This window comes from Caulobacter sp. GW821-FHT10A10, assembly GCF_059415745.1.
The window spans coordinates 118,596-139,862 of the sequence record NZ_JBWKNV010000003.1; the positions used below are offsets into that span (position 1 = coordinate 118,596).

Here is a 21,267-nt window from a genome sequence, read left to right on the forward strand (position 1 = left end):
AGCATCCTGCCGAAGCCAAACCGGCCAGCCATCCATCAAGGTTGCGATTGACCCAGGCTATCGGCGGGTAGTCGGTTAGGGCGGACAACTTCTCGGGTCAGCCCCTTCATCAGCGCAGCGAGATGGAGCAAAAGCTCATCGTCCTCTCGACTGGAGTAGGGCGATACCAGTGAGCCGTGCATGACCGCATTGCGAACTTTGCCCCACGCCTTGATCTGCTCCTTGCTTACGACGCCCCGGATTTCCAATTGATCGAGAACATACTTCGGCGTCGTCTCAGCCGTGCGATGAACCGCGCTTACCGCAACACCGCGTAGATGCTTCTCTGCAGCGGTCGATGCCGGCCACTGACCGATATGCGCCACCAGAGAAGCTATACCCGCGGTGTGAGCATCGGGGCGCGCGGTTCCACGCGGCGTTAGCAAACGGACCAGGCCTTCAATGCTGCTGGCGAAGGTCAGGGCCCACACCCAACGCGACCCATGCGAGGCCTGGATCACCTCCTCGTAGAGACGGGTGATCGTATTGGCTTCCCAATTGGGGCGTCCTTCGCTGTCGCGATCATTGGCAATGTAACTTAGTAGCTGGCCGTATAGGGTCCAGAAGGCGTCCCTGTCGGTGAGGTTATCAAGATCCCAGAGCGCGCCCCAATCGGAGTCCTTGGACCATGCTGGCGAGGGGCGTTGGGCGATCATCGCGCCGCCGTTCGGAAACGCTCGCGCGACCAGACGCGGAAAGGCGAGCTGACCAAAGAGAATGCGGAGAGGCTCGCCGAGCCAATTTTCCGCGTAGGTCAGCGGCAAGACTCCCCCGCCGGGCGTTGAAATCGACAGAACGTCTCGATCCGGGTCGAAACGAAAGGTGACCTGTTCACCAAGGACAGAAAGGCGATAAATCGGCTCACGCCCGCCCTCGGCCAAGGTCGTGGAAACAAAACGTCTCAAGAGCAGAGCGACCCGATGATTTCGGGGGATCAGGAACTCGACTTCTGTCGCTCCCGATACGCTAGAGGGAGCCGACGGGTCGTCCGTCATTAAACCCTGGCACTCTCCGTGGAGGGTCCAAGCCCCCTCTCCTTCAGCGCTAAAGCGCACTTTCGGAATAGTCCAACCGGCGTTGTAGGATCTGCCCTCGTCATCCTCAACAAGCAAGCGACAGCGCAAGAGACCATCGTATGGATCAGATTCGTGCTTTCGTACCTGTAGCAGGGCGTAGGCGGGATCAGCCGGCATGCCCGTTAACGTATATTCGAACGTTTGGGAGGTCGGGCAGCGTAGCTCGCCGGCGCCCACGATAATCGGGGGATCGAAATCACTTGCGATAAGCTCCATGCGGGCAAATCGCAGCGTTTGAGGGAAAGGCGCCATCCAACGCCAAGCTTCAAGTAACGACAATCACGGCCCCTTCAGCGGCTTGTCGCCTCGTAGGCGCGAACCGCCTCTCCGATCGACGTGACTCCTTTACCAGCGCCTCTCGCATCTTGGCCTGGAGACATCAATCTCCACCCAGAGGAGAATCCAGGCGAATTCGCGTGGCTTCGCCCGTGCCAAGAACTCGGCCTGCTGGAGAGAAGCCCCTGAAAACCTTGGACCGTCGAAGGTAGAGGACCAAACCCGGCCCCAGCAACGGCTCCTACGTACCTGCCTTGAAACGAAAAGCGGCCGATCCCCAAAGGATCGGCCGCCCCGGCCAGGGCACGCTTGCCCGGCCCTCCTCGTCTCGTTCACGCGCCGCCAAAGCCCGCCGCGCCCAACGGGCGCGGCGGGCTCGGCCTTCTAGTATTCCTCGGCGAGCATCAGGGTCAGCACCCGCTTGGTGACGGCCGGATCGGCCGGATCGGGCGAGGCCATGCAGAGGTCGAGGTCATAGTAGTCGATCTTCCAGATGAGCCGCTCGGCCCCAAGATCGAACGCGCCGAAATCGCGCTCGCCGTAAGGGTCGTCCCCCTCCGGAAAGTGGTCGAAGGCGGTCACGGCGGCGACGGCCTTGGCCAGATCGGCCTTGGACAAGGCCTGGACGCCGCTCGTCAGCACCCAGCCCGCGCCGGGCTCGGCGCGGCACGCGTCGTTCAGCGCCGCGATCGCGGCGGTATGGTCATCCTCGGTCATTGAAGCCTCCTTGGGCTGTCGGGGTTCGAGCGCAAAAGGCGCGCTCGAACCCGGCGCCCGTCGGCGAGACCTGGGTGTGCAAGCGGAGGGGCGGCTTCGCGGGGACCCGGCTGCAGGGCCCGCAAGGGACCGAAGCTGGGCGGAAGCCGATCCGAAGCGCGCCGAGGGCGGAGCCCTAAGCCCCGCTGGGCGCAGAGCGCCCAAGACAAAGAAGGAGCCGCGGAGCGCCTCGACCAGGGAGACGGGCGAGAGCCCGCCGCCGCGGCCGCGGCCTGAAGATTACTGCGCGCTCGCCTGCGAGGGCTCATGACCAATGAAGCCGGCAAGGAGACCGCGCAAAGCGCGCGTCGGAACGTCCGCGTCGAGCGGCCGGCGGCGACCCAAAGTCGCCCGCCAGGTGGCGCGCCCGTAGGAGAGCCGAAAGGCTCGGGACCGAGCGTGACCGCCGGCCGCTCTCCCCATGGGGTGGAGCGCGGCGCGAAAGCGCCGCGCGGGAACCCCGCCCCATGCTGCCCAAGTCACGATGCCTGCAAGCGCCAACAAGTTCCCATTTCGTTCTCAATCGGCTAGACTGACCTGGTGATGGAGTCGTCGCCGCGCAAAATCATCCATATCGACATGGACGCCTTCTTCGCGTCGGTGGAGCAACGTGATGACCCGGCCCTGCGCGGCCGGCCGGTGGTGGTCGGATCGCCCGCGGCGCGCGGCGTGATCGCCGCGGCCAGCTACGAGGCGCGAAAGTTCGGGGTGCGCTCGGCCATGCCGTCGAGCACGGCGCTGCGCAAGTGCCCGCAGCTGGTCTTCGTCCCCCACCGCTTCGAGGTCTATCGGGCGGTCTCCCACCAGATCCACGAGATCTTCGCCGACTACGCCGACCTCATAGAGCCGCTGTCGCTGGACGAGGCCTATCTCGACGTCACCGGCGACAAGGCCGGCGTCGCCACGGCGACCCAGACCGCCAGGATCATCCGCGAGCGTATCCGCGCCGAGACGGGCCTGACCGCTTCGGCCGGGATCTCCTACAACAAGTTCCTGGCCAAGATGGCCAGCGACCAGAACAAGCCCGACGGCCAGTTCCTGGTGGCGCCAGGCCAGGGCGAGGCCTTCGTCCAGACCCTGCCGATCGGCCGCTTCCACGGCGTGGGCGAGGTCACCGCCGCCAAGATGAAGGGCCTGGGCATCCACACCGGCGAGGATCTCAATCGCCAGTCGCTGGCCTTCCTGCAGGAGCATTTTGGCAAGTCGGGTCCTTGGTTCTACGGCATCGCCCGCGGCGTCGACGAGCGGCCGGTCAATCCGGACCGTGAGCGCAAGTCGTCGGGGTCGGAAACGACCTTCGCCGCCGACCTGGCTGACACCGGCGCCATCGAGGCCGAAATCGCCGCCCTGGCCGACAGGGTCTTTGCCTGGTGCCAGAAGACCAGCGCCTTTGGCCGCACCGCGACGGTCAAAATCAAGTATGCCGACTTCGAGCAGGCCACGCGCCGGCGCTCGCTGTCGGGGGCGATCGTCGAGCAGGAAACCCTGCGGCGCCTCTGCCTGGATCTCGTCCGTTCGGCCTTTCCGTTGCGTGCCAGCGTTCGCCTGCTGGGCGTGACCGTCTCCAACTTCGACGCCGCGGCCGCGGCCGCCACGGCCCGACAGGCCGCCCTGCCCGTCTGAGGCTTAGGATGACGTCCCATCAACCCAGCCTTTTCGCCCCAGAGGATCTCGCCGTCGCCCCGCCGCGCCAGGCCGGTCCCGAAGGGCTCGTCTACCAGGATGAGCTGATCACCCGTGACGAGGAGCGCGATCTTGCCGGCGCGATCGCCGCCCTGCCCTTCGCGCCGTTCCAGTTTCACGGCTACGAGGGCAATCGCCGGGTGGTTTCGTTCGGCTGGGCCTATGACTTCGCCCGTCAGGTGCTGGAGCCGGCGGCCCCGATCCCCGACTTCCTCTTGCCGCTGCGGGCCAAGGTCGCGAGGCTCGCCGGGCGAGCGCCGGAGGATTTCCAGCAGGCCCTGGCCATCGAATATGCGCCGGGCGCTGGCATCGGCTGGCACCGCGACCGTCCCCAGTTTGAGATCATCGCCGGGGTGTCGCTCCTGGCCTCCTGCCCCTTCCGCTTTCGCCGCCCTTCAGGCCAAGGCTGGGAGCGGTTCACGCTGCGGCCTGAGCCGCGCTCGGCCTACATCCTGGGCGGCCCCGCGCGCGAGGCCTGGGAGCATTCGATCCCCCCGGTGGAGGCCCTGCGCTACTCGGTGACCTTTCGCACCTTTCGCAAGCGCGGCTGACCGAGCAGCCATTTGATCAGGCCTCGCCTTGGCCGGGAACCAGTTCAGGCCGGCGCGGTTCTATAGCCGTCCAGGCAGCGCCATTCGTGGTCCTGCCGACACCAAGCGGCCCGGCTTTACGCCCCCCCGACTGACGCCGGGCCGCACTTTCCTTCTTCCGGACACGTTGCGTCGCGCCAGTCCGCTGACGACATTGGCGATGCGATGCGCACACCCGACGATCTGGATCACGAGGCCGAGCGTCTGCGGCTCGAAGCCGAGGGCGAGACCGATCCTAAGCGGGCCCTTGGCCTTCAGCGCATGCGGCGCAGTTCAACGCAACTGGCCGCCATCCTCCGCGATCTGGCGGCGGGCGGCTCGCGGACGCCTGGTGAAGACGAAGCCGCCTAGGCGACCTGACGGCCGCCGCGCAGCGCGTCCAGCTGGCCAAGGATAGCGGCCATCGGTCCGGCCGCCGGCGCGACATAGCCCTCGCTGTCGAGGCCGTCAGCCAGAATCGCCGCCAGCGCGGCGCGGGCGCGGCTGACCCGGCTCTTGATGGTGCCGACCGCCACGCCGACGATCTCGGCGACTTCCTCGTAGGGCAGTCCGCCGGCGCCGACCATGATCAGGGCCTCGCGCTGCTCTGTGGGCAGCAGCGCCATGGCGCGGCGAACATCGTCGAGCTCCAGCACCGCATGAGGATCGTCATAGGCCTTGAGCGTGCGCTCGGCTTGTTCCTGGTCGAGCGGCTGCTGGCGCCAGGAGCGGCGCTTTTCCGAATAGAACTGGTTGCGCAGGATCATGAAGGCCCAGGCCTTGATGTTGGTCCCCAGCTGGAAGCTGGCGCGCGCCTGCCAGGCCTTGGCCAGGGCGTCCTGGACGAGGTCGTCAGCAGCGGCGGCGTCGCCGCACAGCGAGCGGGCGAAGGCGCGCATGTGGGGGATGACCGGGATCAGAGCGGCGCGGAAAGCCTCGTCTGCGTGGTCGGTCATGGTCTGTCTCCGTCAAGCGCTCGGAGGCTTAACGGGGCTGATCGGCATTTGGCTCCACGGAGAGTTCGCCAGGCGACGGAACTCACTCACCGAACGACCGCCAGAGCGCTCGCGAACCGTGCTCTTCGCCCGTTGGCCGGTCGCCTCCTTGCCCTCAGCGCCGGCGCCCAAAGCGCCGGCGCGCGCGGCCACCGGCCACGCCGCCCTGACCTCCCAGCCGCGTCAAGCCCTTGGCCTACCGCGCGCTGAAGACGTGCACCTCGCCTTGGTCGGCGGCGATGGTGAAGACGTCGCCATTGATCGCGACGTCCCGGGCCATGGCCTCGTAATCGATGTAGAGGCGCAAGGCCTTAGGGATCTCGATGGTCTCTTCGGTCAGCATCTGGACATAGTCGGCGAGGCTGGAAAACCGGCCATGATAGCCGTCTTCCAAGGCCTCCTCGGCCTGGTCGAGATCGCCATTGAAGTGGTCCAGCACCAAGGCCCCCAGCGTCCCGCGCTCGCGCAGGAAGGCGGCGATCGCCACCACCTTGGCCATCGGCATATATTCGCCGATCTCCACCCCACCAAAGTCCTCATAGTCGTGGACCGCGTACTCTTCGCCCCCCGGCTGCGGCGAGGCGGCCAGCATCAAAGCCACCGCCTCCAGCACGGCCTCTTGGTCATCCTCCACCTTGATCCAGGCGCCATGCAGCTGGCCGCAATTGTAGGCGGCCAGACAGGCGACATAGATGCGAGGCTCAAGGATTTCAGCAGCTTGTCCCATGGTCCTCATCCTTAAAGACAGGGGTTCGTCATCGAACCCTTGCCCGTCGGCGAGACCGGGGTGCAAGCGGAGGCGCCGGCTTCGCGGGGACCCGGCTGCAGGGCCTTAAAGGTCCGAAGCTGGGCGGAAGCCGGTTCGAAGCGCGCCGGGGGCGGAGCCCCAAGTCCACCCGGGCGCGGAGCGCCAAAACAGAGAAGGGCCGCGGCAGCGGCGGGAAAGACGGATGCGCGCGCGCGTCAGCGCGCGCTCATGACGAATGAAGCCGGCAAGGAGACCGCGCAAAGCGCGTGTCGGAACGTCCGCGTCGAGCGGCCGGCGGCGACCCCACTCTTCGCTTAAGGGGTCGCCCGCCAGGCGGCGCGCCCGTAGGAGAGCCGAAAGGCTCGGGACCGAGCGTGACCGCCGGCCGCTCTCCGTATCGGGTGAAGCCGGGCGCGAAAGCGCCCGGCGGGAGCCCCGGGTGGCCGAGCACAACGCCTCAAGGTCGCAGGATCGCGATCTCGCCGCAAACGCGCATTGCGAGCACTCGTGCGAAATGAGAACAATGCCGGAACATTCTGGAGCTTCCCATGCCCCCCAACCGCGCCGATCCGCGCGCGCGCCCTCGCGCGCCAAGGGCGCCAACGGCACCAAGGGTGCCTCGCGTCTTTCTGCGCACAATCGCCCGCCTTACGCGCATCGCGGTCGAGGAAGGCTACGGGGCCTCCCAAACCCGCCGCACGCTAAACTACCATCTCCATACCGTCGGCGGCCTCAAGGGCCCGGCCGACTTTGTCGATCCCAAATACGTCCCCGACTTCGAGGGCGACGTGGCCTGGTTCGAGATGGAGAAGGTCGAGCGCGGCGGCGAGCATCGCTGGCCCTGGTGGCGGGCCGTGCGCCAGGTGGAGCCGCCCGCCGATGCCTGAAGCCAACACCAGCCACGACCCTTTGCATTCGCTTGGGTTTCACGGATGCGGCGCGCTGGCCGAGTCGATCGATCCACTGAAAACGCGCGTCGCGGTCGGCCTGGCCCTGGGCGGGAATCGTCCTGCCCAGCATGGTCGTTAACCATCGAAGCCGGTCGGGAGGACCACGAAGATGACGATGATCTGGGGCGCCCTGCGCCAAGCCGCCGATCGCCGCGGCGGCCCCGATGACGACGCCGTCGTCATCGACGGTCAGCGGTTCATCAGCCTGCACCATCGCGACGGCGCCTTCCTGCGCGGCAGCGGCCAGTTTGCCTTCAGCCGTCGCGCGCCGAACGGGGAGCGCACCATCCTTCACATGGAACAGGCCAAAGACATCTCCCAGGCGGCGGGGCCGGGGCACCCGGCCTGGAGCAGCGCCCTCAGCGACGGGATGAACGAACTGCTCGTGCGGCTGGCCGACTAGGCCGGCTTGCCCAACAGGGCCTTCAGACCCGGGCCGGCCTTTGCGGCCATCGCCTCGCCCAAGGCGACCGCGGCGTTGGCCGGCCGGATCATCACCTCGAACTCCCGGATCTGGCCGGCGTCATCGAAGGAGATGATGTCGATCCCCTTCAATGTCTTGTCGCCGATCCGGGCGCTGAACTCGAGCACGACGGCGTCAAAGCCTTCGGTCCAGAACTCCCGATGGTAGGCGAACTCTTCGAAGATTGTGTTGACCGTGGCGATGATGTGCACCAGCGCCTCGACGCCGGGATAGGGCGTGAAGAAGGCCGGCGAGCGAAACACGACGGTCTGGGCCGCCAGAGGCCGCAGGCGATCGAACTCGCGCTTTTCCAGCAGGTCATGCCAGGCTTGAAGCGTTTGAAGCGCCTGTTCCTTGGCCATATCCCCTCCCCCGTCTTGGCTGGGCTTGGTCGCGGCGTTTGCCGGCCGGACGCGGCACTTTAGGACCCGAACCAGTCCGGTCAATCCGCGCTCAGCCGAGGTCGGCCGGGTCCAGCACAAGGGCCGTGCGCTCGGCCAGGTCTCCAATCCTCGCCCGATAGGCGGCGAAATGGGCGCTGGCGCGATGGGCCGTCACGGCCGCGTCATCGACATAGAGCTCGTCGAGCACGAAGCGGGTCGGATCGGCCTGGTCACGCCAGACGTCCCAGCGAAGGTTGCCGGGCTCAGCCCGGCAAGCGCTCGCCATTCCCAGGAGCAGCGCCTCCAACGCCTGCCCCATACCGTCTTTGGCAGCCAGCACCGCGACGATCTTGACCCCGGCGCTCATCGGATCACCCCGCGTCCTTGGCTATGGCGAGCATGGCGCAGCGGCCCCTGCCCGGACGCCCGCGCGAAGCCTTGGCGTAGGCCTCGCCAAACGACGCGGCGAGGATGTAGGCCATGGCGTCTTCGTCGATCCCCTTGAGCCAGACCAGGGTCACGCCGGAGTTGCGCGGCCGCCGCGGCTCGATCGTCACCGCGTCGCTGAGCGCCATGGCCGAGGCCTGATCCCTGAGGTTCAGCTTGATCACGGCCCACCCGGCCTCTGGCCAGTTGAGCGTGGCGAAGGCGCGTCCGCCGACTCGAAACTGGGTCGTGTCGAGCACACGGCGGACCTGCACGGCGGCGCCGAGCCGGCCGGCCAGGGTCGAAAAGGCCTCTGGGGTCATGAGCAGTCCTCGCGCAACACGACGTCCTTCTCATCCCGAGTCGCCGCCTGATGGCAAAGGACCATGACCCTGCGTCAGGTTCGGTCGCCGGCCGTCGACCGCCCCTTAGCGCTCCGCCACGAAGCAGGCTAAGGCCCGCCCATGTCCCTCGCCCCTCTCGCCGCCGCCATCATCGCCTGCACCGCACCCTCCGTGCACGACGGCGACACCCTGCGCTGCGGGACCGAGCGCATCCGCCTTTTCGGCGTCGACGCCCCAGAGGTGCGACGCGGGAGCACACCGGCCGAACCGTTCGCCTATGAAGCCCGCGACGAGCTGCTTCGCCTTACCCGCGGCCGGGTCGGCTGCCGACCGGTCGATCGGGACCGTTACGGCCGCACGGTGGCCAAGTGCTGGTCGAGCGCCAGCCCCGACATCAATGCGGCCCTGATCCGCTCGGGCTACGCCACCGAATACCGCCGCTACAGCAAGGGCCTCTACGCCAAGCCCGAAGCCGAGGCCAAGGCGGCCCAACGCGGGGTGTGGGCCAAGCCCGCCGGCTAGTTCACCCGACCAAAAAGCCAGCTGGCTCATAGACGGCCGACATCGCCGAACACCTGTCTCTCTGCGCCACAGCACGCCCAACCTGAGATCGGCTTTGCACCCCATCGAGGTGAGAGTGACCCTCGGCCTATGCCCAGAAAGCCGCTCCCCGAGGCCGAACCGCCCGACTTCCTCGACTACCTAAATATTTTGCCGCCGCGACTACCAAGGAGGCCGGTCTCGCGTGTCTCCCTCTCTGTCACGGACGACATGCCGGCGCAGATCCCCATCGGGATCCGCGAGCTGCAGGTCACCGAGGCCTATCTGGAGAAGGTCCTGGCCGAATTGCTCGGTCCTCTGCCCTGATCCGCCGGAAAGACAGAGATGGCCAAGCGTCGAACCCCTCCCCCACCGACCGCGCCTAGCGCGGCGCTCTATCTTCGCGTCTCCACCGGTCGACAGGCCGACAGCGACCTTTCGATCCCTGACCAGGGCCGGCAACTGCGGGCCTACTGCCAAGCCAAGGCCTGGCCCGTGGCCGAGGAATTCGTTGAGCCGGGCAACACCGCCACCGATGATCGCCGCCCGGCCTTCCAGCAGATGATCGACGCGGCGATGGCCAAGCCCCCGCCCTTCCACGTCATCCTCGTGCACTCCTTCTCGCGCTTCTTCCGCGACCAGTTCCAGTTCGAATTCTACGCCCGGAAGCTGGCGAAGAACGGCGTGCGCATCGTCTCGATCACCCAGGAGGTCGGCGACGACCCTATGGGCGTCATGGTCCGGCAGATGATGAACCTCTTCGACGAGTACCAGTCGCGAGAGAACGCCAAGCACACGCTACGCGCCATGAAGGAAAACGCCCGCCAAGGGTTCTGGAACGGCTCCCTGCCCCCGCTCGGCTATCGGGTGGTCGCGGCCGAGCAGCGCGGCGAGCGGATCAAGAAGAAGCTGGAGATCGACCCGATCGGGGCCGAGACCGTGCGGCTGATCTACCGCTTGGCCCTGCACGGCATCGACGACAGCGGCCCGATGGGCGTCAAGTCGATCGCGACCTACCTCAACGACAAGCACCTCACCACGCGCGGCGGCGGGCGCTGGAGCAACGGTACGGTGCACTACACCCTGACCCGCACGACCTATATCGGCGAGCACGTTTTCAACAGCCGCCACTACGCCACCCAGGAGCCCAAGGACGAGTCCGAGCGGGTGATCATGGCGGTCCCGCCGCTGGTCGATCGCGACACCTTCGAGGCAGTCCAGCGGGCGATGTCCCAGCGCAATCCGCTCGCCATGGCCCCGCGCTTCGTCAACAGCCCAATCCTTCTGGGCGGCATCTGCTTCTGCGGCCTCTGCGGAAATGCGATGACCCTGCGCTCCGGCAAGAGCAGCACCTATCGCTACTACACCTGCTGCACCAAGGCCCGGCAGGGGGCCACGGGGTGCAAGGGCATGAGCGTGCGGATGGACCTGCTGGACGCCGCCGTCATCGACCACCTGGAGAACCGCCTGCTCAATCCCGAGCGCCTGGCCACGATGATGGACAACATCATCGACCGGCGCTCGGAATGGATCGAAAAGCGCCACCGCCATGTCGCGGATCTTCGCAAGCGCGCCACCGAAGTCGAGCAACGCCTGCAACGGCTCTATGCGTCCATCGAAGAAGGCATACTCGACGCCACCGATCCCTCGCTAAAGCCGCGCATCGCGCAGCTGCGGGCGTTGCGCGACAAGGCCGCGGGCGACGCCGAGCGGGCCGCCAAGGCGATCGAGAACATCATGCCTGCGCTGACCCCGGAGCTTTTGAACCGGTTCTCGGAAGCGACCCGTGAACTGTTCAGGGCCGACAACGGCGCCTATCGCCGAGACTTGATTCGCGCGGTCGCGCAGAAGGTGGAGATGGTGTCGCCGCACGAAGCCCGGATCTGCGGATCGAAGGTGGAGCTGCTGCGGACGCTCGCCGTCAACAACGGCGTAGAATCGGCGGCTCTAGTCGTGCCGGGTTTTGTCCGGGAATGGCGCGCCCTGCAGGATTCGAACCTGCGACCGTTCGCTTAGAAGGCGAATGCTCTATCCAACTGAGCTAAGGGCGCGCGCTGGCCGGCTTAGCCCGGGAGGCCCTCAGTGGGTCCAGGGCTGCTTGCGGTTGGTCGCGAAGTTGTCGGCGTAGGCCTTGATGATGCGCTTCGGAACCTTGGGTTCGAAGAGCTGGAAAGAGATCTCGTGGCGCTGGGCGTAGGCGATGGCCTCGTCCCGGGTCTCGAAGGTCAGGCGGACCTGGCCGTTCATGTCGCTCGACTGGGTCCAGCCCATCAGCGGATCGGGCTTGCGGGCCGAGGTCGGTTCGAACTCGAGCACCCAGTCCTTGGTCTTGGCCTTGCCCGACTGCATGGCGTTCTTGGCGGGACGATAGATGCGGGCGAGCATGGACCTCTCCAAACGGCTCCAGCTGGTGGTCGGAGCGGCAGGATTCGAACCTGCGACCCTCTGCTCCCAAAACAGATGCGCTACCAGGCTGCGCTACGCTCCGGACACCAGCAAGGGGTTGCCTTGTAAGCGATTTCCGATTCTACGCAACAGGACAAAAGAGCAGCAGCACCAACTTTGTGGGCAGCCTGATGTGGGGCCTACCCCGCCCCGGGCCAAGTCCTCGGCCTTTCGGCAAGATGCGACGCCGCGGATCTCCGTAAAGGGCCAGGAGCGCCTCACTGGAGCCGGGGAACGGGCGACGAGCCTGACGGCCCCTCGCCGCTCCTGAAAGCGGCCTCAGGCCGCCGTGATCTCGGCGACGACGAGCCCTTTGGGACCTTGAGCGAAGCGGACCATGACGTCGTCGCCCGGCTGGAGGTCTTCGAGGCCGCCGCGGCGCAGGGTCTCGATGTGCACGAAGATGTCTCCTGGCGCCTCGTCGCGAACCACGAAGCCGTAGCCCTTGGTGCGGTTGAACCATTTGACCTTGGCCCGCTCGGGCGGACCGGCCGGCTCGAGGGACTGGCGCGACGCGCCGCCGCCGAAGCCGCTGCGCAGGCCGTCGCGCCGGGGCGCGGTCTCGTCGAAGGTGCGCCGGGGGCGCTCAAGCGGCGGCGGGGCCGAGGTCTCGTCGAGATCGACGACCTCGCTGACCTGCCAGCCCTTGGGACGCTTGACCACGTCGCAGACGATCACGGCGCCCTCCAGCGCCGACTCGCGGCCGCAGTTGCGCAGCGAGGTGACGTGAAGCAGGACGTCCTTCAGGCCGGTCTGGCCCGGATCGTCAGGAACGATGAAGCCGTAGCCCTTTCCGACGTCGAACCATTTCACGCGGCCGCTGATGCGTACGAGATCCTCGTGCGCCGCCGATGCATCCAAGTCGTAACCAGACATTCCGCCCCTCTGGCTCGCCCAAACAGCCCAAAGGAGCGAGCGCCACAAGAATAACACTGTTCTCGCGGAGGGAGAGCCGTCAATGGCCAAATGATGCAGAGAGCGCGCAATGCGAAAGGCGCGACGTTTAGTCGCGCCTTTTGTATGCTGTCGGAAATTTTGAACGCTGCGGTTGGTAGTCCCTAGGGGAGTCGAACCCCTCTCTCCAGAATGAAAATCTGGCGTCCTAACCGATAGACGAAGGGACCACTATGCTTCGAAGAAGCAGGTAATCCGCAGCAGTTCAAAAGTACAGCCCTCGCGGCTGGTAGTCCCTAGGGGAGTCGAACCCCTCTCTCCAGAATGAAAATCTGGCGTCCTAACCGATAGACGAAGGGACCATCTCGCCGCGAGGAGCCGGGGATATACAAAGGCTCCCCGGAGAGCGCAAGCGGTCAGATGCGTTTTTTTTATTCCGTCCACATGCGCGGATCTGCGACGTCCTCGATCTCCAGCTGAACCCCTTCCCGGCCCATGTAATCGTCGGGTTTCAGGCGGCCGACGACGTGCAGCGCCCCGCCCCCGGCAAGCAGCCGACGGCCAAGATCGGTCTCGGCCGAGCGCCAGGAGACGGCCTTGATGCGGTCGCCGGAGGGTCCGACGAGGTCGACTCGCACGTGGCCGCCGCGCAGGGCCATGACCCGTTCGGGCCGCACGCCGGTCAGGGCGAACAGCGGCTCGACATTGCCGGGACCGAACGGGGCCATCTGCTGGAACTCGGTCCAGAGGGCGCGATTGGCGGCGCGCGGCTGCACCAGGGCGTCGATCTCGACCGCCTCGGGGCCGACTTCGGCCATTTCGCCGGCCAGGGCCTCCTCCAGGAAGGCGCGCAGCTCGGGAATCGAATCGGGACGCACGGTCAGGCCCGCCGCCATGGCGTGCCCGCCCCCGGCCATCAGGATGCCGGCCTCGAAGGCGGCCTGCACGGCCCGGCCGAGGTTCACCCCCGGCTGCGAGCGGCCCGAGCCCTTAGCTACCCCCGCCGCCCGGTCGACGCCGATGACGATGGTCGGCTTGCGATAGCGCTCGCGCAGGCGGCTGGCGACGATGCCGACCACGCCGGGGTGCCAGTCCTCGCCGGCCACGACGATGACCGGGGCGTCGGGATTGAAGTTGCTGCCGCGCTCGAGAATCGCCGCGGCCTCCTCGACCACGGCCGCCTCGACGGCCTTGCGCTCGGTGTTGAGCGCATCGAGCTCTTCGGCGAGCGCTTGGGCCTCCAGCGGATCGTCGGTCGACAGCAGGCGGGCGCCGAGATCGGAGCGACCGATGCGGCCGCCGGCGTTGATTCGCGGCCCCAGGATGAAGCCGGCGTGGAAGACGCTGGCCGCCCCCTGCCCCTTGGCCACCTCCAGCAGGGCCTTGAGGCCCGGATTGGCCCAGTTGGACATCACCCGCAGGCCTGTGGCGGTCAGCGCGCGGTTGAAACCCACCAGCTGGGTGACGTCGCAGACCTCGCCCAGGGCCGTCAGGTCGAGCCATTGGCGCAGGTCGGGCTCGGGCCGGTCCTCGCCGAACAGGCCGCGCTTGCGGGCCTCGCGGTTGAGGGCGACCAGCAGGATGAAGGTGACGCCGGCGGCGGCCAGCACGCCCTGCCCGCTCTGGCAGCCGGGCCGATTGGGATTGACCACGGCGGCGGCGGCCGGCGGATCCTCGCGCATCAGATGGTGGTCGATGACCACGACCTCCAGGCCGATCGTGGCGGCGCTGGCGATGGCGTCGTAGGCGGCGGCGCCGCAGTCGAGGGTGACGACCAGCTCGGCGCCCGAGTCGCGGATGGTCTTGAAGGCGGCCGGACTGGGGCCGTAACCCTCCTTCAGGCGGTCGGGGATGTAGATCGGCAGCTCGACGCCCATGTGCCGGAACCAGCGCACCAGCTGGGCGGCGCTGGTGGCGCCGTCGACGTCGTAGTCGGCGAAGACCATGGTCGGCCGGCCCTGGACCAGGGCGTCGATCAGGATCTCGGCCGCCCGGTCCATGTCGGTGAAGCTGGACGGGTCGGGAAACAGAGACTTCAGGGTCGGCTGCAGGTAGTCGCGGGCGCTGGCCTGGTCGATCCCCCGCGCGACCAGGGCCCGGGCCAGGGGCTCGGACAGGCCGTGCAGGCGGGAAAGATCGCGGACGATCGCGGAATCGGCGGCGCGCTCGCGCCAGGCGCGGCCGGACAGCGAGCGCGTCACGCCCAGGAAGGCGGTGTCGGCGTCGGCGGCGACGGGAACGGCGTGACCGTCGGCCATGGGCTAAACCAGCCTGAAATCAGCGTGTTGGGGCATGGGACGAGATTAACGGGTTTGGGGGATTCGATCCATCGCACGCCGGTGCGGCGAAAGCGGACGTGGCTTCCTTCTCCCGTCCCCAGGAACCTCCCCCTGTGGGGGAGGCGATCGCGTAGCGATCGGTGGGGGGTGTGGGTGCGAAGACGGCCGACGCGGAAGAAGCTGAAACCGTCCCCCCACCGGCCTTCGGCCGCCTCCCCCACAGGGGGAGGTTTCTTGATGCTTGGACACGGCTTCTCACGCTCCCGCGCATATGCGCGTTAGGTGTGGAGAGGCGCGGAGCGGCCGGGCGGAGCCCGGAGACCGTGATGTGTTTTAGCGTTTCGGCTTCGTTCGACCGCTCCGCCGCATCATTGGCTCGGAGGGGCCAGAGGCGCGGGTGTTGTTTCAACCCAAGGCCCAGCCTTTCCCCCGGACGGGCAGGATCAATAGCCCCGCGGTGATCCGGCGGCGGCCTCGGCTGATCCTGTTAGGTCGGTTTAGCGATCCCGGCCCTGTCGACCCGCTTGTCTCGTCACGGAACGGCTGGCGGCCCAATCACGCCTTCTGAGCGATCCTGCAAACCCGCCCTTCCCATGACGCTCCAAGCGGCCCCGCTCGATGCGATCACAGCCGCTAACTCGGGCCGGTACCAAGAGCCCTCCCCATGGCTGGGATGGGTTTGATTATGGGGGCGGCTCGAGCAGGCGGGGATAAGTTGGGGTTATAAAGTTGTAGTGCGTTGAGTTGGTTGGACTCTTTTCCGAGTTCGCCGTGTGAGCAGCGTGCGTATTGCCCACCCAACTCCGTAAAATCCCCGCGAAAGCGGGGACCCAGGCTTCTTCTGCAACCCGCCGCGCTCGACGATAAAACACCTGGGTCCCCGCTTTCGCGGGGATTTTACGGGGGAGAGACGGTCGGGGCGGCGGAAGCTGAAAACGGCCCCCCTCCGGCCCTTCGGGCCACCTCCCCCAGAGGGGGAGGATCAGCCCGCCGCGGTTTCGCGGGCGACTTCGTCGACTTCGTTGGCCGAGCCGAGGACCACCGGGACGCGCTGGTGGAGCTTGGTCGGGGCGAGGTCGAGGATGGGGGTGACGCCGTCGGTGGCCTTGCCGCCGGCGCGTTCGACGATCAGGGCCATGGGGTTGGCCTCGTACATCAGGCGCAGCTTGCCGGGCTTGGTCGGCTCGCGGGCGTCCCACGGGTAGAGGAAGATCCCGCCGCGCATCAGGATGCGGTGCACGTCGGCGACCATCGAGGCCACCCAGCGCATGTTGAAGTTCTTGGCCCGGGGGCCTTCCTTGCCGGCCAGGCAGCCGTCGACATAGCGGCGGATGGGCGCGGCCCAATGGCGCTGGTTGGAGACGTTGATGGCGAACTCGGCCGCGTCGGCCGGGATGGTCGGGGCGGCGTGGGTCAGCAGCCACTGGTCGTCGGGCGACAGGGTGAAGCCGACGACGCCCGAGGTCAGGGTCAGGACCAGCATGGTCTGCGGACCGTAGACGGCGTAGCCCGCGGCGACCTGGTGACGGCCCGGCTGCAGGAAGTCGGCTTCGGTGGGCTCGCGGCCTTCCGGCGCGGGCAGGACCGAGAAGATGGTGCCGACCGAGACGTTGACGTCGATGTTGCTGGAGCCGTCGAGCGGATCGAAGGTGACCAGATAGCCGCCCTGGCGACCGGTCGGCTCGATCTCTTCCAACTCTTCGGAGGCCAGGCCCGCGACCGGCTGGCAGGCCTTCAGGGCGTCGCTCAGCAGGTCGTTGGTCAGGATGTCGAGCTTCTTCTGCTCCTCGTCCTGGACGTTGGTAACCCCGGCCGCGCCGAGATTGCCCAGGATCGCACCGCCCGCGACGATGCGGCTGATGCGAGCGCAGGCGGCGGCGATGTCGGCGACGACGGTCTTGACCGCGGGGCTGGAGGGATCGCCGGCGAGGTGGCTGGCGAGATCGATCAGGGCGGTCATCAGGAAGGGCCTCGAATGGACAGGCGGCGAAACGCGCCGCGGCTGCGAGCCGACTCGCAGACTAGTACGACAGTATTACGTGGCGGAACGGGCCAGCGATCAAAGCTGGCCCGATAAGCCTCAGACCCGACGCTTCATGCGCACTTCGCGCACGGCGCCGGTCGAGGAATTCATCACCAGGCTGTGGGTGTGGACGAAGCCGTCCTTGAAGGTCACCCCGTCGAGCAGGGCGCCGGAGGTGACGCCGGTGGCCGCGAAGATGGCGTCGGCGCGGACGATCTCGTGCAGATCGTACTTCTTGTCGAAGTCGGTGACGCCCCAGCGCGCGGCGCGGGCGCGCTCGTCGGCGTTGCGGAACACCAGGCGCCCCTGGAACTGTCCGCCCACGCACTTAAGGGCCGCGCAGGCCAGCACCCCTTCGGGGGCGCCGCCGGAGCCGAGATAGAGGTCGACGCCGGTCGAGGGATCGGCGGTGTTGATGACGCCGGCGACGTCGCCGTCGGTGATCAGGTTGACCCGCGCGCCGGCCGAGCGGACGGCGGCGATGATCTCGGCGTGGCGCGGACGGTCGAGCACGCAGACGGTGATCTGGGACGGCTCGACGCCCTTGGCGGCGGCCAGAGCCTTGACGTTCTCGGCCGGCGACTTGTCCAGATCGATGACGCCCGCCGGATAGCCCGGGCCGCAGGCGATCTTGTCCATGTAGGTGTCGGGGGCGTTCAGCAGCGTGCCCTTGGGCGCCCAGGCCATCACGGCCAGCGCGTTGGGCATGGCCTTGGCCGTCAGGGTGGTGCCTTCCAGCGGGTCGAGGGCGATGTCGACCTTCGGGCCGCCACGGCCCACCTTCTCGCCGATATAGAGCATGGGCGCTTCGTCGCGCTCGCCCTCGCCGATGACGATCTCGCCGTCGATGGACAGGTCGTTGAGCGCATTGCGCATGGCGTCGACGGCCGCCTGGTCGGCGGCCATCTCGTCACCCCGGCCCACCATGGTCCAAGACGCGATGGCGGCGGCTTCGGTCACGCGGACCGCATCCAGGACCAGAGAACGGTCCAGGGTGTTAGAACTCATCAGTGTCTCCCAGCCCGTGGCGAGGCTAAATTCCCAATGTCTTCATACCCTGGACCGCTTGTTGCTCGCGGTCTCTAGTTGCGTGCGACACGCAGAAGACGGGGACGCTCTAGCACGGCCTGCAGTTTTTCGATGCGTGTAATCGCGTCGAGAAGCTTTGATTCCGGAGTCGCATGGGTGACGAGCACGATCGGCACGCCGCCCGCCCCTTCGACGGGCTTCTGCAGGAAGGCGTCGATCGAGACGCCGCATTCGGCCAGGGTTTCGGAGATGGCGGCGATGGCGCCGGGCTCGTCGCGGACCATGATCCGCAGATAGGCCTTGCCGACGCTGCGGGCCGGATCGACCGGCACGAACGGCGCCAGAGCCCCGGCCGGGGCCTGGAACACCGGGCGCACGGCCTTGGTCATGACGTCGGCGATGTCGGCGGCGACGGCGGCGGCGGTCGGGCCAGCGCCCGCGCCCGGGCCCTGGATGAAGATGCGGCCGATGCGCTTGCCCTCGATGAACAGCGCGTTGAGCGCGCCGCCGGCCTGGGCCAGCGGGTGGGTCAGCGGGATCAGGGTCGGGTGGACCGTCACCGAGACGCCGTCGTCGGACTTGGCGGTGCCGGCGATGAGCTTGATGCGATAGCCCAGGTCCTTGGCCAGCTTGATGTCGAGCAGCTCGACCTCGCTGATGCCCTCGATCTCGGCGGCCTCGTAGTTGGGGGCGCAGCCGAAGGCCAGGGCGGCCAGGATGGTGATCTTGTGGCCGGCGTCGAAGCCGCCGACGTCCATGGTCGGGTCGGCCTCGGCGTAGCCCAGGGCCTGGGCCTCGCGCAGCACGTCGGCGAAGTCGCGGCCGGTCTTCTCCATCTCGGAGAGGATGTAGTTGCAGGTGCCGTTGAGGATGCCGGCCACCGAGACGACGTCGTCGCCGACCATGGCTTCGCGCAGCATCTTCACGGCCGGGGTGCCGCCCATGACGGCGGCTTCGAACAGCAGCGGAACGTTGTTGGCCTCGGCCAGGGCGGCCAGTTCCGCGCCGTGCTCGGCGATCAGGGCCTTGTTGGCGGTGACGACGGGCTTGCCCAGCTTCAGCGCGGCCTCGACCGCGGCCTTGGCCGGGCCGTCGCTGCCGCCGACCAGCTCGACGAACAGATCGACGTCGGGCGAGCTGGCCAGGGCCACCGGATCGTCGAACCAGGCCAGGCCCGAGATGTCGATCGTGCGCGGGCGCGACTTGGAGCGGGCCGAGACGGCGGTGACGACAGCGCGGTCGCCGGCCGGGGCGAAGTCGGGGCGTTCGGCCAGGAACTGCAGGAGGCCGCCGCCTACGGTGCCGAGGCCGGCGACGCCGACGCGCCAGGTTTTCTGAGTCATGGTGCGGTTCCTAGTCTTCCAGTCGGCCCGGGGGCCGCCCTCGTCCTTCGACGGTTCAGGATGAGGGCTATTGCAGGCGTTGGCAGTCGAAATCCTCACCCTGAGCCTGTCGAAGGGCGAGGATTTCGCGAGTTGGTTCAACCCTGCTCGAGGCTGTTGTGGGCCTTGGCGAGGATCTGGTCGGCGTTGGCGATGAACTTCTTCACGTTGCGCGCGGCCTGCTTGATGCGGTGCTCGTTCTCGACGAGGCCGATGCGGACATAGCCCTCGCCGTATTCGCCGAAGCCGATGCCGGGGGCGACGGCGACGCCGGCCTCCTCGATCAGCAGGCGCGAGAACAGCATCGAGCCGGCGGCTTCGAACTGCGGGGGGATTTTGGCCCAGGCGAACATCGAGGCGGGCGGGTTGGGGATGTCCCAGCCGGCGCGCTTCATCGACGACACCAGGGTGTCGCGGCGGCCCTTGTAGATGCCGCGGATCTCCTCGACGCAGTCCTGCGGACCGTTAAGCGCGGCGGCGGCGGCGACCTGCACCGGGGTGTAGGCGCCGTAGTCGAGATAGGACTTCACGCGGGCCAGGGCCGCGCAGATGCGGGCGTTGCCGACCACCATGCCCACGCGCCAGCCGGCCATGGCGTAGGTCTTCGACAGCGAGTTGACCTCGACGGCGATGTCCTTGGCGCCCTCGACCTGCAGGATCGACGGCGGCGGGTTGTCCTCGAAATAGATCTCGCCGTAGGCCACGTCGCTGATGACCAGCAGGTCGTGCTTTTTGGCGAGCGCCACGGCGTCCTTGTAGAAGTCCAGATCCACCGTCTGGGCCGTCGGGTTGGACGGATAGGACAGGATCAGCACGGAGGGCGGCGGCACCGAGTGCTTCACCGCGCGGCTGATGTTGGACAGGTACTGCTCGGGGCTGAGCGCCGGCACGTGGCGGATGACGCCGCCGGCCATGATGAAGCCGAAGGCGTGGATCGGATAGGCCGGGTTCGGACAGATGATGACGTCGCCGGGGGCGGTCAGGGCCTGGGCGAGGTTGGCGAAGCCCTCCTTCGAGCCCAGGGTCGAGATCACCTCGGTGTCGGGGTTCAGCTTCACGCCGAAGCGGCGGTCGTAATAGCCGGCCATGGCCTTGCGCAGGCCCGGAATGCCCTTCGAGGCCGAGTAGCGGCCCGAGCGCGGGTCGCGCGAGGTCTCGACCAGCTTGTCCACGATGTGCTGGGGCGTGGGCATGTCGGGGTTGCCCATGCCGAAGTCGATGATGTCGACGCCCTGGCCGCGCAGGCGGGCCTTGATGCGGTTGACCTCTTCGAAGACGTAGGGCGGCAGGCGGCGGATGCGATGGAAATCGGCGGTCATGATGGCTCGTGCGCCCTCTGGCGCTGCAGGAGCGAAAAGTCGGGCATGGATAGACCCCGAGCGGGGCATAGCCAAGCCAGTTCAAGGAAAATTATGCCTCCGTCGCCCTATTGGGGCTTGGACGGAGGCGGGGTAGCTCGGCCACGAGCAGCCTTGGCGAAGGCTTCGGTCTCGGCGCGGTCGGCGACGGTCGGAATCTCCGACGGCGGAACGCGGGCCGCGCGCTGGGCGCGGGCGGCGAAGCCTTCGGTGTCGGACAGGGCGAAGGTGTCGGGCGCGGTGTCGCGCTTCAGCTGGGCGGCGGCCGCCAGTTCTTCCTGCACCTGGGCCTTGTACTGGCCGGGCTTGGGGATGTCGGTCGGGATCGCCGGGATGTCGGCGAAGCTCGGCCGCACGCCGCGCTGGTGGGCCGCGGCCTCGGCGGCGGAGGCGACCGGCGAGGTCTGATCCACCGGCGGCGGCGTGAACGGCGACGTGCCGCACGCCGACAGCAAGGTCGCGAGGACCGCCAGCGAGGCGCCGTAACGTACGATTTTACCGGTTTGGCCGTTCATCTTGTCTCAGGTCTTATGCGATGATCGCGGCGAGCGGAAGGCGCCGAACGAGAATCGGGCCGCCGATCGACGACATTCAGACGGAAGGAACGCG

At 67.5% G+C, this 21,267-nt stretch carries 23 protein-coding genes and 4 tRNA genes; 8 read left to right on the forward strand and 19 right to left on the reverse strand.

Going from position 1 to position 21,267, the window contains the following annotated elements:
- Positions 1-35: 35 nt before the first annotated feature.
- Both AC07NS_RS09810 and AC07NS_RS09815 read right to left on the reverse strand, forming a co-directional pair.
- Entirely contained in the window at positions 36-1,034 is a 999-nt protein-coding gene (locus tag AC07NS_RS09810) for a hypothetical protein (protein WP_494602933.1), read from the reverse strand.
- Between the two features lie 741 nt (positions 1,035-1,775).
- The gene (locus AC07NS_RS09815; protein ID WP_494602934.1) at positions 1,776-2,108 is read right to left on the reverse strand and encodes a DUF3768 domain-containing protein; all 333 of its coding nucleotides are present in this window, start codon (positions 2,106-2,108) and stop codon (positions 1,776-1,778) included.
- 582 nt (positions 2,109-2,690) lie between these two features.
- On the opposite strand from AC07NS_RS09815, the gene dinB reads away from it, so the two are divergent.
- From dinB to AC07NS_RS09830, 3 genes are all read left to right on the forward strand, one after another.
- Positions 2,691-3,770, forward strand: coding sequence for a DNA polymerase IV (gene dinB / locus AC07NS_RS09820; protein ID WP_494602935.1), 1,080 nt, complete (start codon positions 2,691-2,693; stop codon positions 3,768-3,770).
- 8 nt (positions 3,771-3,778) lie between these two features.
- Positions 3,779-4,381: an alpha-ketoglutarate-dependent dioxygenase AlkB gene (locus AC07NS_RS09825; protein ID WP_494602936.1), complete on the forward strand. Its 603-nt coding sequence runs from the start codon at positions 3,779-3,781 to the stop codon at positions 4,379-4,381.
- Positions 4,382-4,585: 204 nt separating this feature from the next.
- The gene (locus AC07NS_RS09830; RefSeq protein WP_494602937.1) at positions 4,586-4,771 is read left to right on the forward strand and encodes a hypothetical protein; all 186 of its coding nucleotides are present in this window, start codon (positions 4,586-4,588) and stop codon (positions 4,769-4,771) included.
- Here AC07NS_RS09830 and AC07NS_RS09835 read toward each other — a convergent pair.
- Together AC07NS_RS09835 and AC07NS_RS09840 are read right to left on the reverse strand one after the other, a co-directional pair.
- Positions 4,768-5,355, reverse strand: coding sequence for a sigma-70 family RNA polymerase sigma factor (locus AC07NS_RS09835; RefSeq protein ID WP_101719745.1), 588 nt, complete (start codon positions 5,353-5,355; stop codon positions 4,768-4,770). The genes AC07NS_RS09830 and AC07NS_RS09835 overlap by 4 nt on opposite strands.
- A 235-nt stretch (positions 5,356-5,590) precedes the next feature.
- Complete coding sequence (locus tag AC07NS_RS09840; RefSeq protein ID WP_494602938.1) at positions 5,591-6,121, reverse strand: antirestriction protein ArdA; 531 nt, start codon at positions 6,119-6,121, stop codon at positions 5,591-5,593.
- A gap of 635 nt (positions 6,122-6,756) precedes the next feature.
- On the opposite strand from AC07NS_RS09840, the gene AC07NS_RS09845 reads away from it, so the two are divergent.
- The 3 genes from AC07NS_RS09845 to AC07NS_RS09855 are packed head-to-tail and all read left to right on the forward strand — an operon-like array spanning position 6,757 to position 7,495.
- On the forward strand, positions 6,757-7,029 hold the full coding sequence (locus tag AC07NS_RS09845; protein ID WP_494602939.1) for a hypothetical protein: 273 nt from the start codon (positions 6,757-6,759) through the stop codon (positions 7,027-7,029).
- On the forward strand, positions 7,022-7,171 hold the full coding sequence (locus tag AC07NS_RS09850) for a hypothetical protein (protein WP_494602940.1): 150 nt from the start codon (positions 7,022-7,024) through the stop codon (positions 7,169-7,171). The genes AC07NS_RS09845 and AC07NS_RS09850 overlap by 8 nt, the downstream gene beginning before the upstream one ends.
- A 30-nt stretch (positions 7,172-7,201) precedes the next feature.
- Positions 7,202-7,495, forward strand: coding sequence for a hypothetical protein (locus AC07NS_RS09855; RefSeq protein WP_494602941.1), 294 nt, complete (start codon positions 7,202-7,204; stop codon positions 7,493-7,495).
- On the opposite strand, the gene AC07NS_RS09860 is transcribed toward AC07NS_RS09855, so the two are convergent.
- The 3 genes from AC07NS_RS09860 to AC07NS_RS09870 form a co-directional block, all read right to left on the reverse strand.
- Positions 7,492-7,917 carry a nuclear transport factor 2 family protein gene (locus tag AC07NS_RS09860; RefSeq protein ID WP_494602942.1) on the reverse strand — a complete coding sequence of 142 codons (426 nt, stop codon included), beginning with the start codon at positions 7,915-7,917 and terminating at the stop codon, positions 7,492-7,494. The two genes, AC07NS_RS09855 and AC07NS_RS09860, sit on opposite strands and share 4 nt — an antisense overlap.
- A 91-nt stretch (positions 7,918-8,008) precedes the next feature.
- The gene (locus AC07NS_RS09865; protein ID WP_494602943.1) at positions 8,009-8,305 is read right to left on the reverse strand and encodes a putative quinol monooxygenase; all 297 of its coding nucleotides are present in this window, start codon (positions 8,303-8,305) and stop codon (positions 8,009-8,011) included.
- Between the two features lie 4 nt (positions 8,306-8,309).
- Positions 8,310-8,687: a hypothetical protein gene (locus AC07NS_RS09870; RefSeq protein ID WP_494602944.1), complete on the reverse strand. Its 378-nt coding sequence runs from the start codon at positions 8,685-8,687 to the stop codon at positions 8,310-8,312.
- A 141-nt stretch (positions 8,688-8,828) separates the two neighbouring features.
- Here AC07NS_RS09870 and AC07NS_RS09875 point away from each other — a divergent pair, with 141 nt between their 5' ends.
- Both AC07NS_RS09875 and AC07NS_RS09880 read left to right on the forward strand, forming a co-directional pair.
- Positions 8,829-9,230 (forward strand): thermonuclease family protein, encoded by a 402-nt coding sequence (locus AC07NS_RS09875; protein WP_494602945.1) that lies wholly within the window; start codon positions 8,829-8,831, stop codon positions 9,228-9,230.
- A 363-nt stretch (positions 9,231-9,593) separates the two neighbouring features.
- On the forward strand, positions 9,594-11,264 hold the full coding sequence (locus AC07NS_RS09880) for a recombinase family protein (RefSeq protein WP_494603465.1): 1,671 nt from the start codon (positions 9,594-9,596) through the stop codon (positions 11,262-11,264).
- On the opposite strand, the gene AC07NS_RS09885 is transcribed toward AC07NS_RS09880, so the two are convergent.
- The 12 genes from AC07NS_RS09885 to AC07NS_RS09940 all read right to left on the reverse strand — a co-directional run bounded on the left by AC07NS_RS09885 (position 11,223) and on the right by AC07NS_RS09940 (position 21,173).
- A tRNA-Arg gene (locus AC07NS_RS09885) sits at positions 11,223-11,299 on the reverse strand. The two genes, AC07NS_RS09880 and AC07NS_RS09885, sit on opposite strands and share 42 nt — an antisense overlap.
- Before the next feature lie 28 nt (positions 11,300-11,327).
- Positions 11,328-11,633, reverse strand: a complete 306-nt coding sequence (locus AC07NS_RS09890) for an ETC complex I subunit (RefSeq protein WP_494602946.1) — start codon at positions 11,631-11,633, stop codon at positions 11,328-11,330.
- A gap of 26 nt (positions 11,634-11,659) precedes the next feature.
- A tRNA-Pro gene (locus AC07NS_RS09895) sits at positions 11,660-11,736 on the reverse strand.
- Positions 11,737-11,972: 236 nt separating this feature from the next.
- Positions 11,973-12,569 carry a stationary phase survival cold shock domain protein CspD gene (gene cspD, locus AC07NS_RS09900; RefSeq protein WP_494602947.1) on the reverse strand — a complete coding sequence of 199 codons (597 nt, stop codon included), beginning with the start codon at positions 12,567-12,569 and terminating at the stop codon, positions 11,973-11,975.
- 173 nt (positions 12,570-12,742) lie between these two features.
- Positions 12,743-12,817 (reverse strand) — tRNA-Glu (locus AC07NS_RS09905).
- 57 nt (positions 12,818-12,874) lie between these two features.
- Positions 12,875-12,949, reverse strand: a tRNA-Glu gene (locus AC07NS_RS09910).
- 69 nt (positions 12,950-13,018) lie between these two features.
- Positions 13,019-14,845, reverse strand: coding sequence for a single-stranded-DNA-specific exonuclease RecJ (gene recJ, locus AC07NS_RS09915; RefSeq protein WP_494602948.1), 1,827 nt, complete (start codon positions 14,843-14,845; stop codon positions 13,019-13,021).
- 1,003 nt (positions 14,846-15,848) lie between these two features.
- Positions 15,849-16,826: a class 1 fructose-bisphosphatase gene (locus AC07NS_RS09920; RefSeq protein WP_494602949.1), complete on the reverse strand. Its 978-nt coding sequence runs from the start codon at positions 16,824-16,826 to the stop codon at positions 15,849-15,851.
- Positions 16,827-16,946: 120 nt separating this feature from the next.
- Positions 16,947-17,897: a class II fructose-bisphosphatase gene (glpX, locus tag AC07NS_RS09925; RefSeq protein ID WP_494602950.1), complete on the reverse strand. Its 951-nt coding sequence runs from the start codon at positions 17,895-17,897 to the stop codon at positions 16,947-16,949.
- Positions 17,898-17,971: 74 nt separating this feature from the next.
- Positions 17,972-19,261: a homoserine dehydrogenase gene (locus AC07NS_RS09930; RefSeq protein WP_494602951.1), complete on the reverse strand. Its 1,290-nt coding sequence runs from the start codon at positions 19,259-19,261 to the stop codon at positions 17,972-17,974.
- A gap of 137 nt (positions 19,262-19,398) precedes the next feature.
- The gene (locus AC07NS_RS09935) at positions 19,399-20,619 is read right to left on the reverse strand and encodes an LL-diaminopimelate aminotransferase (RefSeq protein WP_494602952.1); all 1,221 of its coding nucleotides are present in this window, start codon (positions 20,617-20,619) and stop codon (positions 19,399-19,401) included.
- 107 nt (positions 20,620-20,726) lie between these two features.
- Positions 20,727-21,173, reverse strand: a complete 447-nt coding sequence (locus tag AC07NS_RS09940; RefSeq protein WP_494602953.1) for a hypothetical protein — start codon at positions 21,171-21,173, stop codon at positions 20,727-20,729.
- Positions 21,174-21,267 lie beyond the last annotated feature (94 nt).

Excerpts from the sequence above, each read along its gene's own strand:
- AC07NS_RS09865 (WP_494602943.1), bottom strand. The coding sequence starts at position 8,305 with ATGAGCGCCGGGGTCAAGATCGTCGCGGTGCTGGCTGCCAAAGACGGT.
- AC07NS_RS09810 (WP_494602933.1), bottom strand. The coding sequence starts at position 1,034 with ATGACGGACGACCCGTCGGCTCCCTCTAGCGTATCGGGAGCGACAGAA.
- AC07NS_RS09875 (WP_494602945.1), top strand. The coding sequence starts at position 8,829 with ATGTCCCTCGCCCCTCTCGCCGCCGCCATCATCGCCTGCACCGCACCC.
- AC07NS_RS09940 (WP_494602953.1), bottom strand. The coding sequence starts at position 21,173 with ATGAACGGCCAAACCGGTAAAATCGTACGTTACGGCGCCTCGCTGGCG.
- AC07NS_RS09870 (WP_494602944.1), bottom strand. The coding sequence starts at position 8,687 with ATGACCCCAGAGGCCTTTTCGACCCTGGCCGGCCGGCTCGGCGCCGCC.
- AC07NS_RS09830 (WP_494602937.1), top strand. The coding sequence starts at position 4,586 with ATGCGCACACCCGACGATCTGGATCACGAGGCCGAGCGTCTGCGGCTC.
- AC07NS_RS09850 (WP_494602940.1), top strand. The coding sequence starts at position 7,022 with ATGCCTGAAGCCAACACCAGCCACGACCCTTTGCATTCGCTTGGGTTT.
- glpX (WP_494602950.1), bottom strand. The coding sequence starts at position 17,897 with ATGAGTTCTAACACCCTGGACCGTTCTCTGGTCCTGGATGCGGTCCGC.
- AC07NS_RS09860 (WP_494602942.1), bottom strand. The coding sequence starts at position 7,917 with ATGGCCAAGGAACAGGCGCTTCAAACGCTTCAAGCCTGGCATGACCTG.
- dinB (WP_494602935.1), top strand. The coding sequence starts at position 2,691 with ATGGAGTCGTCGCCGCGCAAAATCATCCATATCGACATGGACGCCTTC.
- AC07NS_RS09890 (WP_494602946.1), bottom strand. The coding sequence starts at position 11,633 with ATGCTCGCCCGCATCTATCGTCCCGCCAAGAACGCCATGCAGTCGGGC.
- AC07NS_RS09935 (WP_494602952.1), bottom strand. The coding sequence starts at position 20,619 with ATGACCGCCGATTTCCATCGCATCCGCCGCCTGCCGCCCTACGTCTTC.
- cspD (WP_494602947.1), bottom strand. The coding sequence starts at position 12,569 with ATGTCTGGTTACGACTTGGATGCATCGGCGGCGCACGAGGATCTCGTA.
- AC07NS_RS09855 (WP_494602941.1), top strand. The coding sequence starts at position 7,202 with ATGACGATGATCTGGGGCGCCCTGCGCCAAGCCGCCGATCGCCGCGGC.
- AC07NS_RS09880 (WP_494603465.1), top strand. The coding sequence starts at position 9,594 with ATGGCCAAGCGTCGAACCCCTCCCCCACCGACCGCGCCTAGCGCGGCG.
- AC07NS_RS09840 (WP_494602938.1), bottom strand. The coding sequence starts at position 6,121 with ATGGGACAAGCTGCTGAAATCCTTGAGCCTCGCATCTATGTCGCCTGT.
- recJ (WP_494602948.1), bottom strand. The coding sequence starts at position 14,845 with ATGGCCGACGGTCACGCCGTTCCCGTCGCCGCCGACGCCGACACCGCC.
- AC07NS_RS09930 (WP_494602951.1), bottom strand. The coding sequence starts at position 19,261 with ATGACTCAGAAAACCTGGCGCGTCGGCGTCGCCGGCCTCGGCACCGTA.
- AC07NS_RS09835 (WP_101719745.1), bottom strand. The coding sequence starts at position 5,355 with ATGACCGACCACGCAGACGAGGCTTTCCGCGCCGCTCTGATCCCGGTC.
- AC07NS_RS09920 (WP_494602949.1), bottom strand. The coding sequence starts at position 16,826 with ATGACCGCCCTGATCGATCTCGCCAGCCACCTCGCCGGCGATCCCTCC.
- AC07NS_RS09815 (WP_494602934.1), bottom strand. The coding sequence starts at position 2,108 with ATGACCGAGGATGACCATACCGCCGCGATCGCGGCGCTGAACGACGCG.
- AC07NS_RS09825 (WP_494602936.1), top strand. The coding sequence starts at position 3,779 with ATGACGTCCCATCAACCCAGCCTTTTCGCCCCAGAGGATCTCGCCGTC.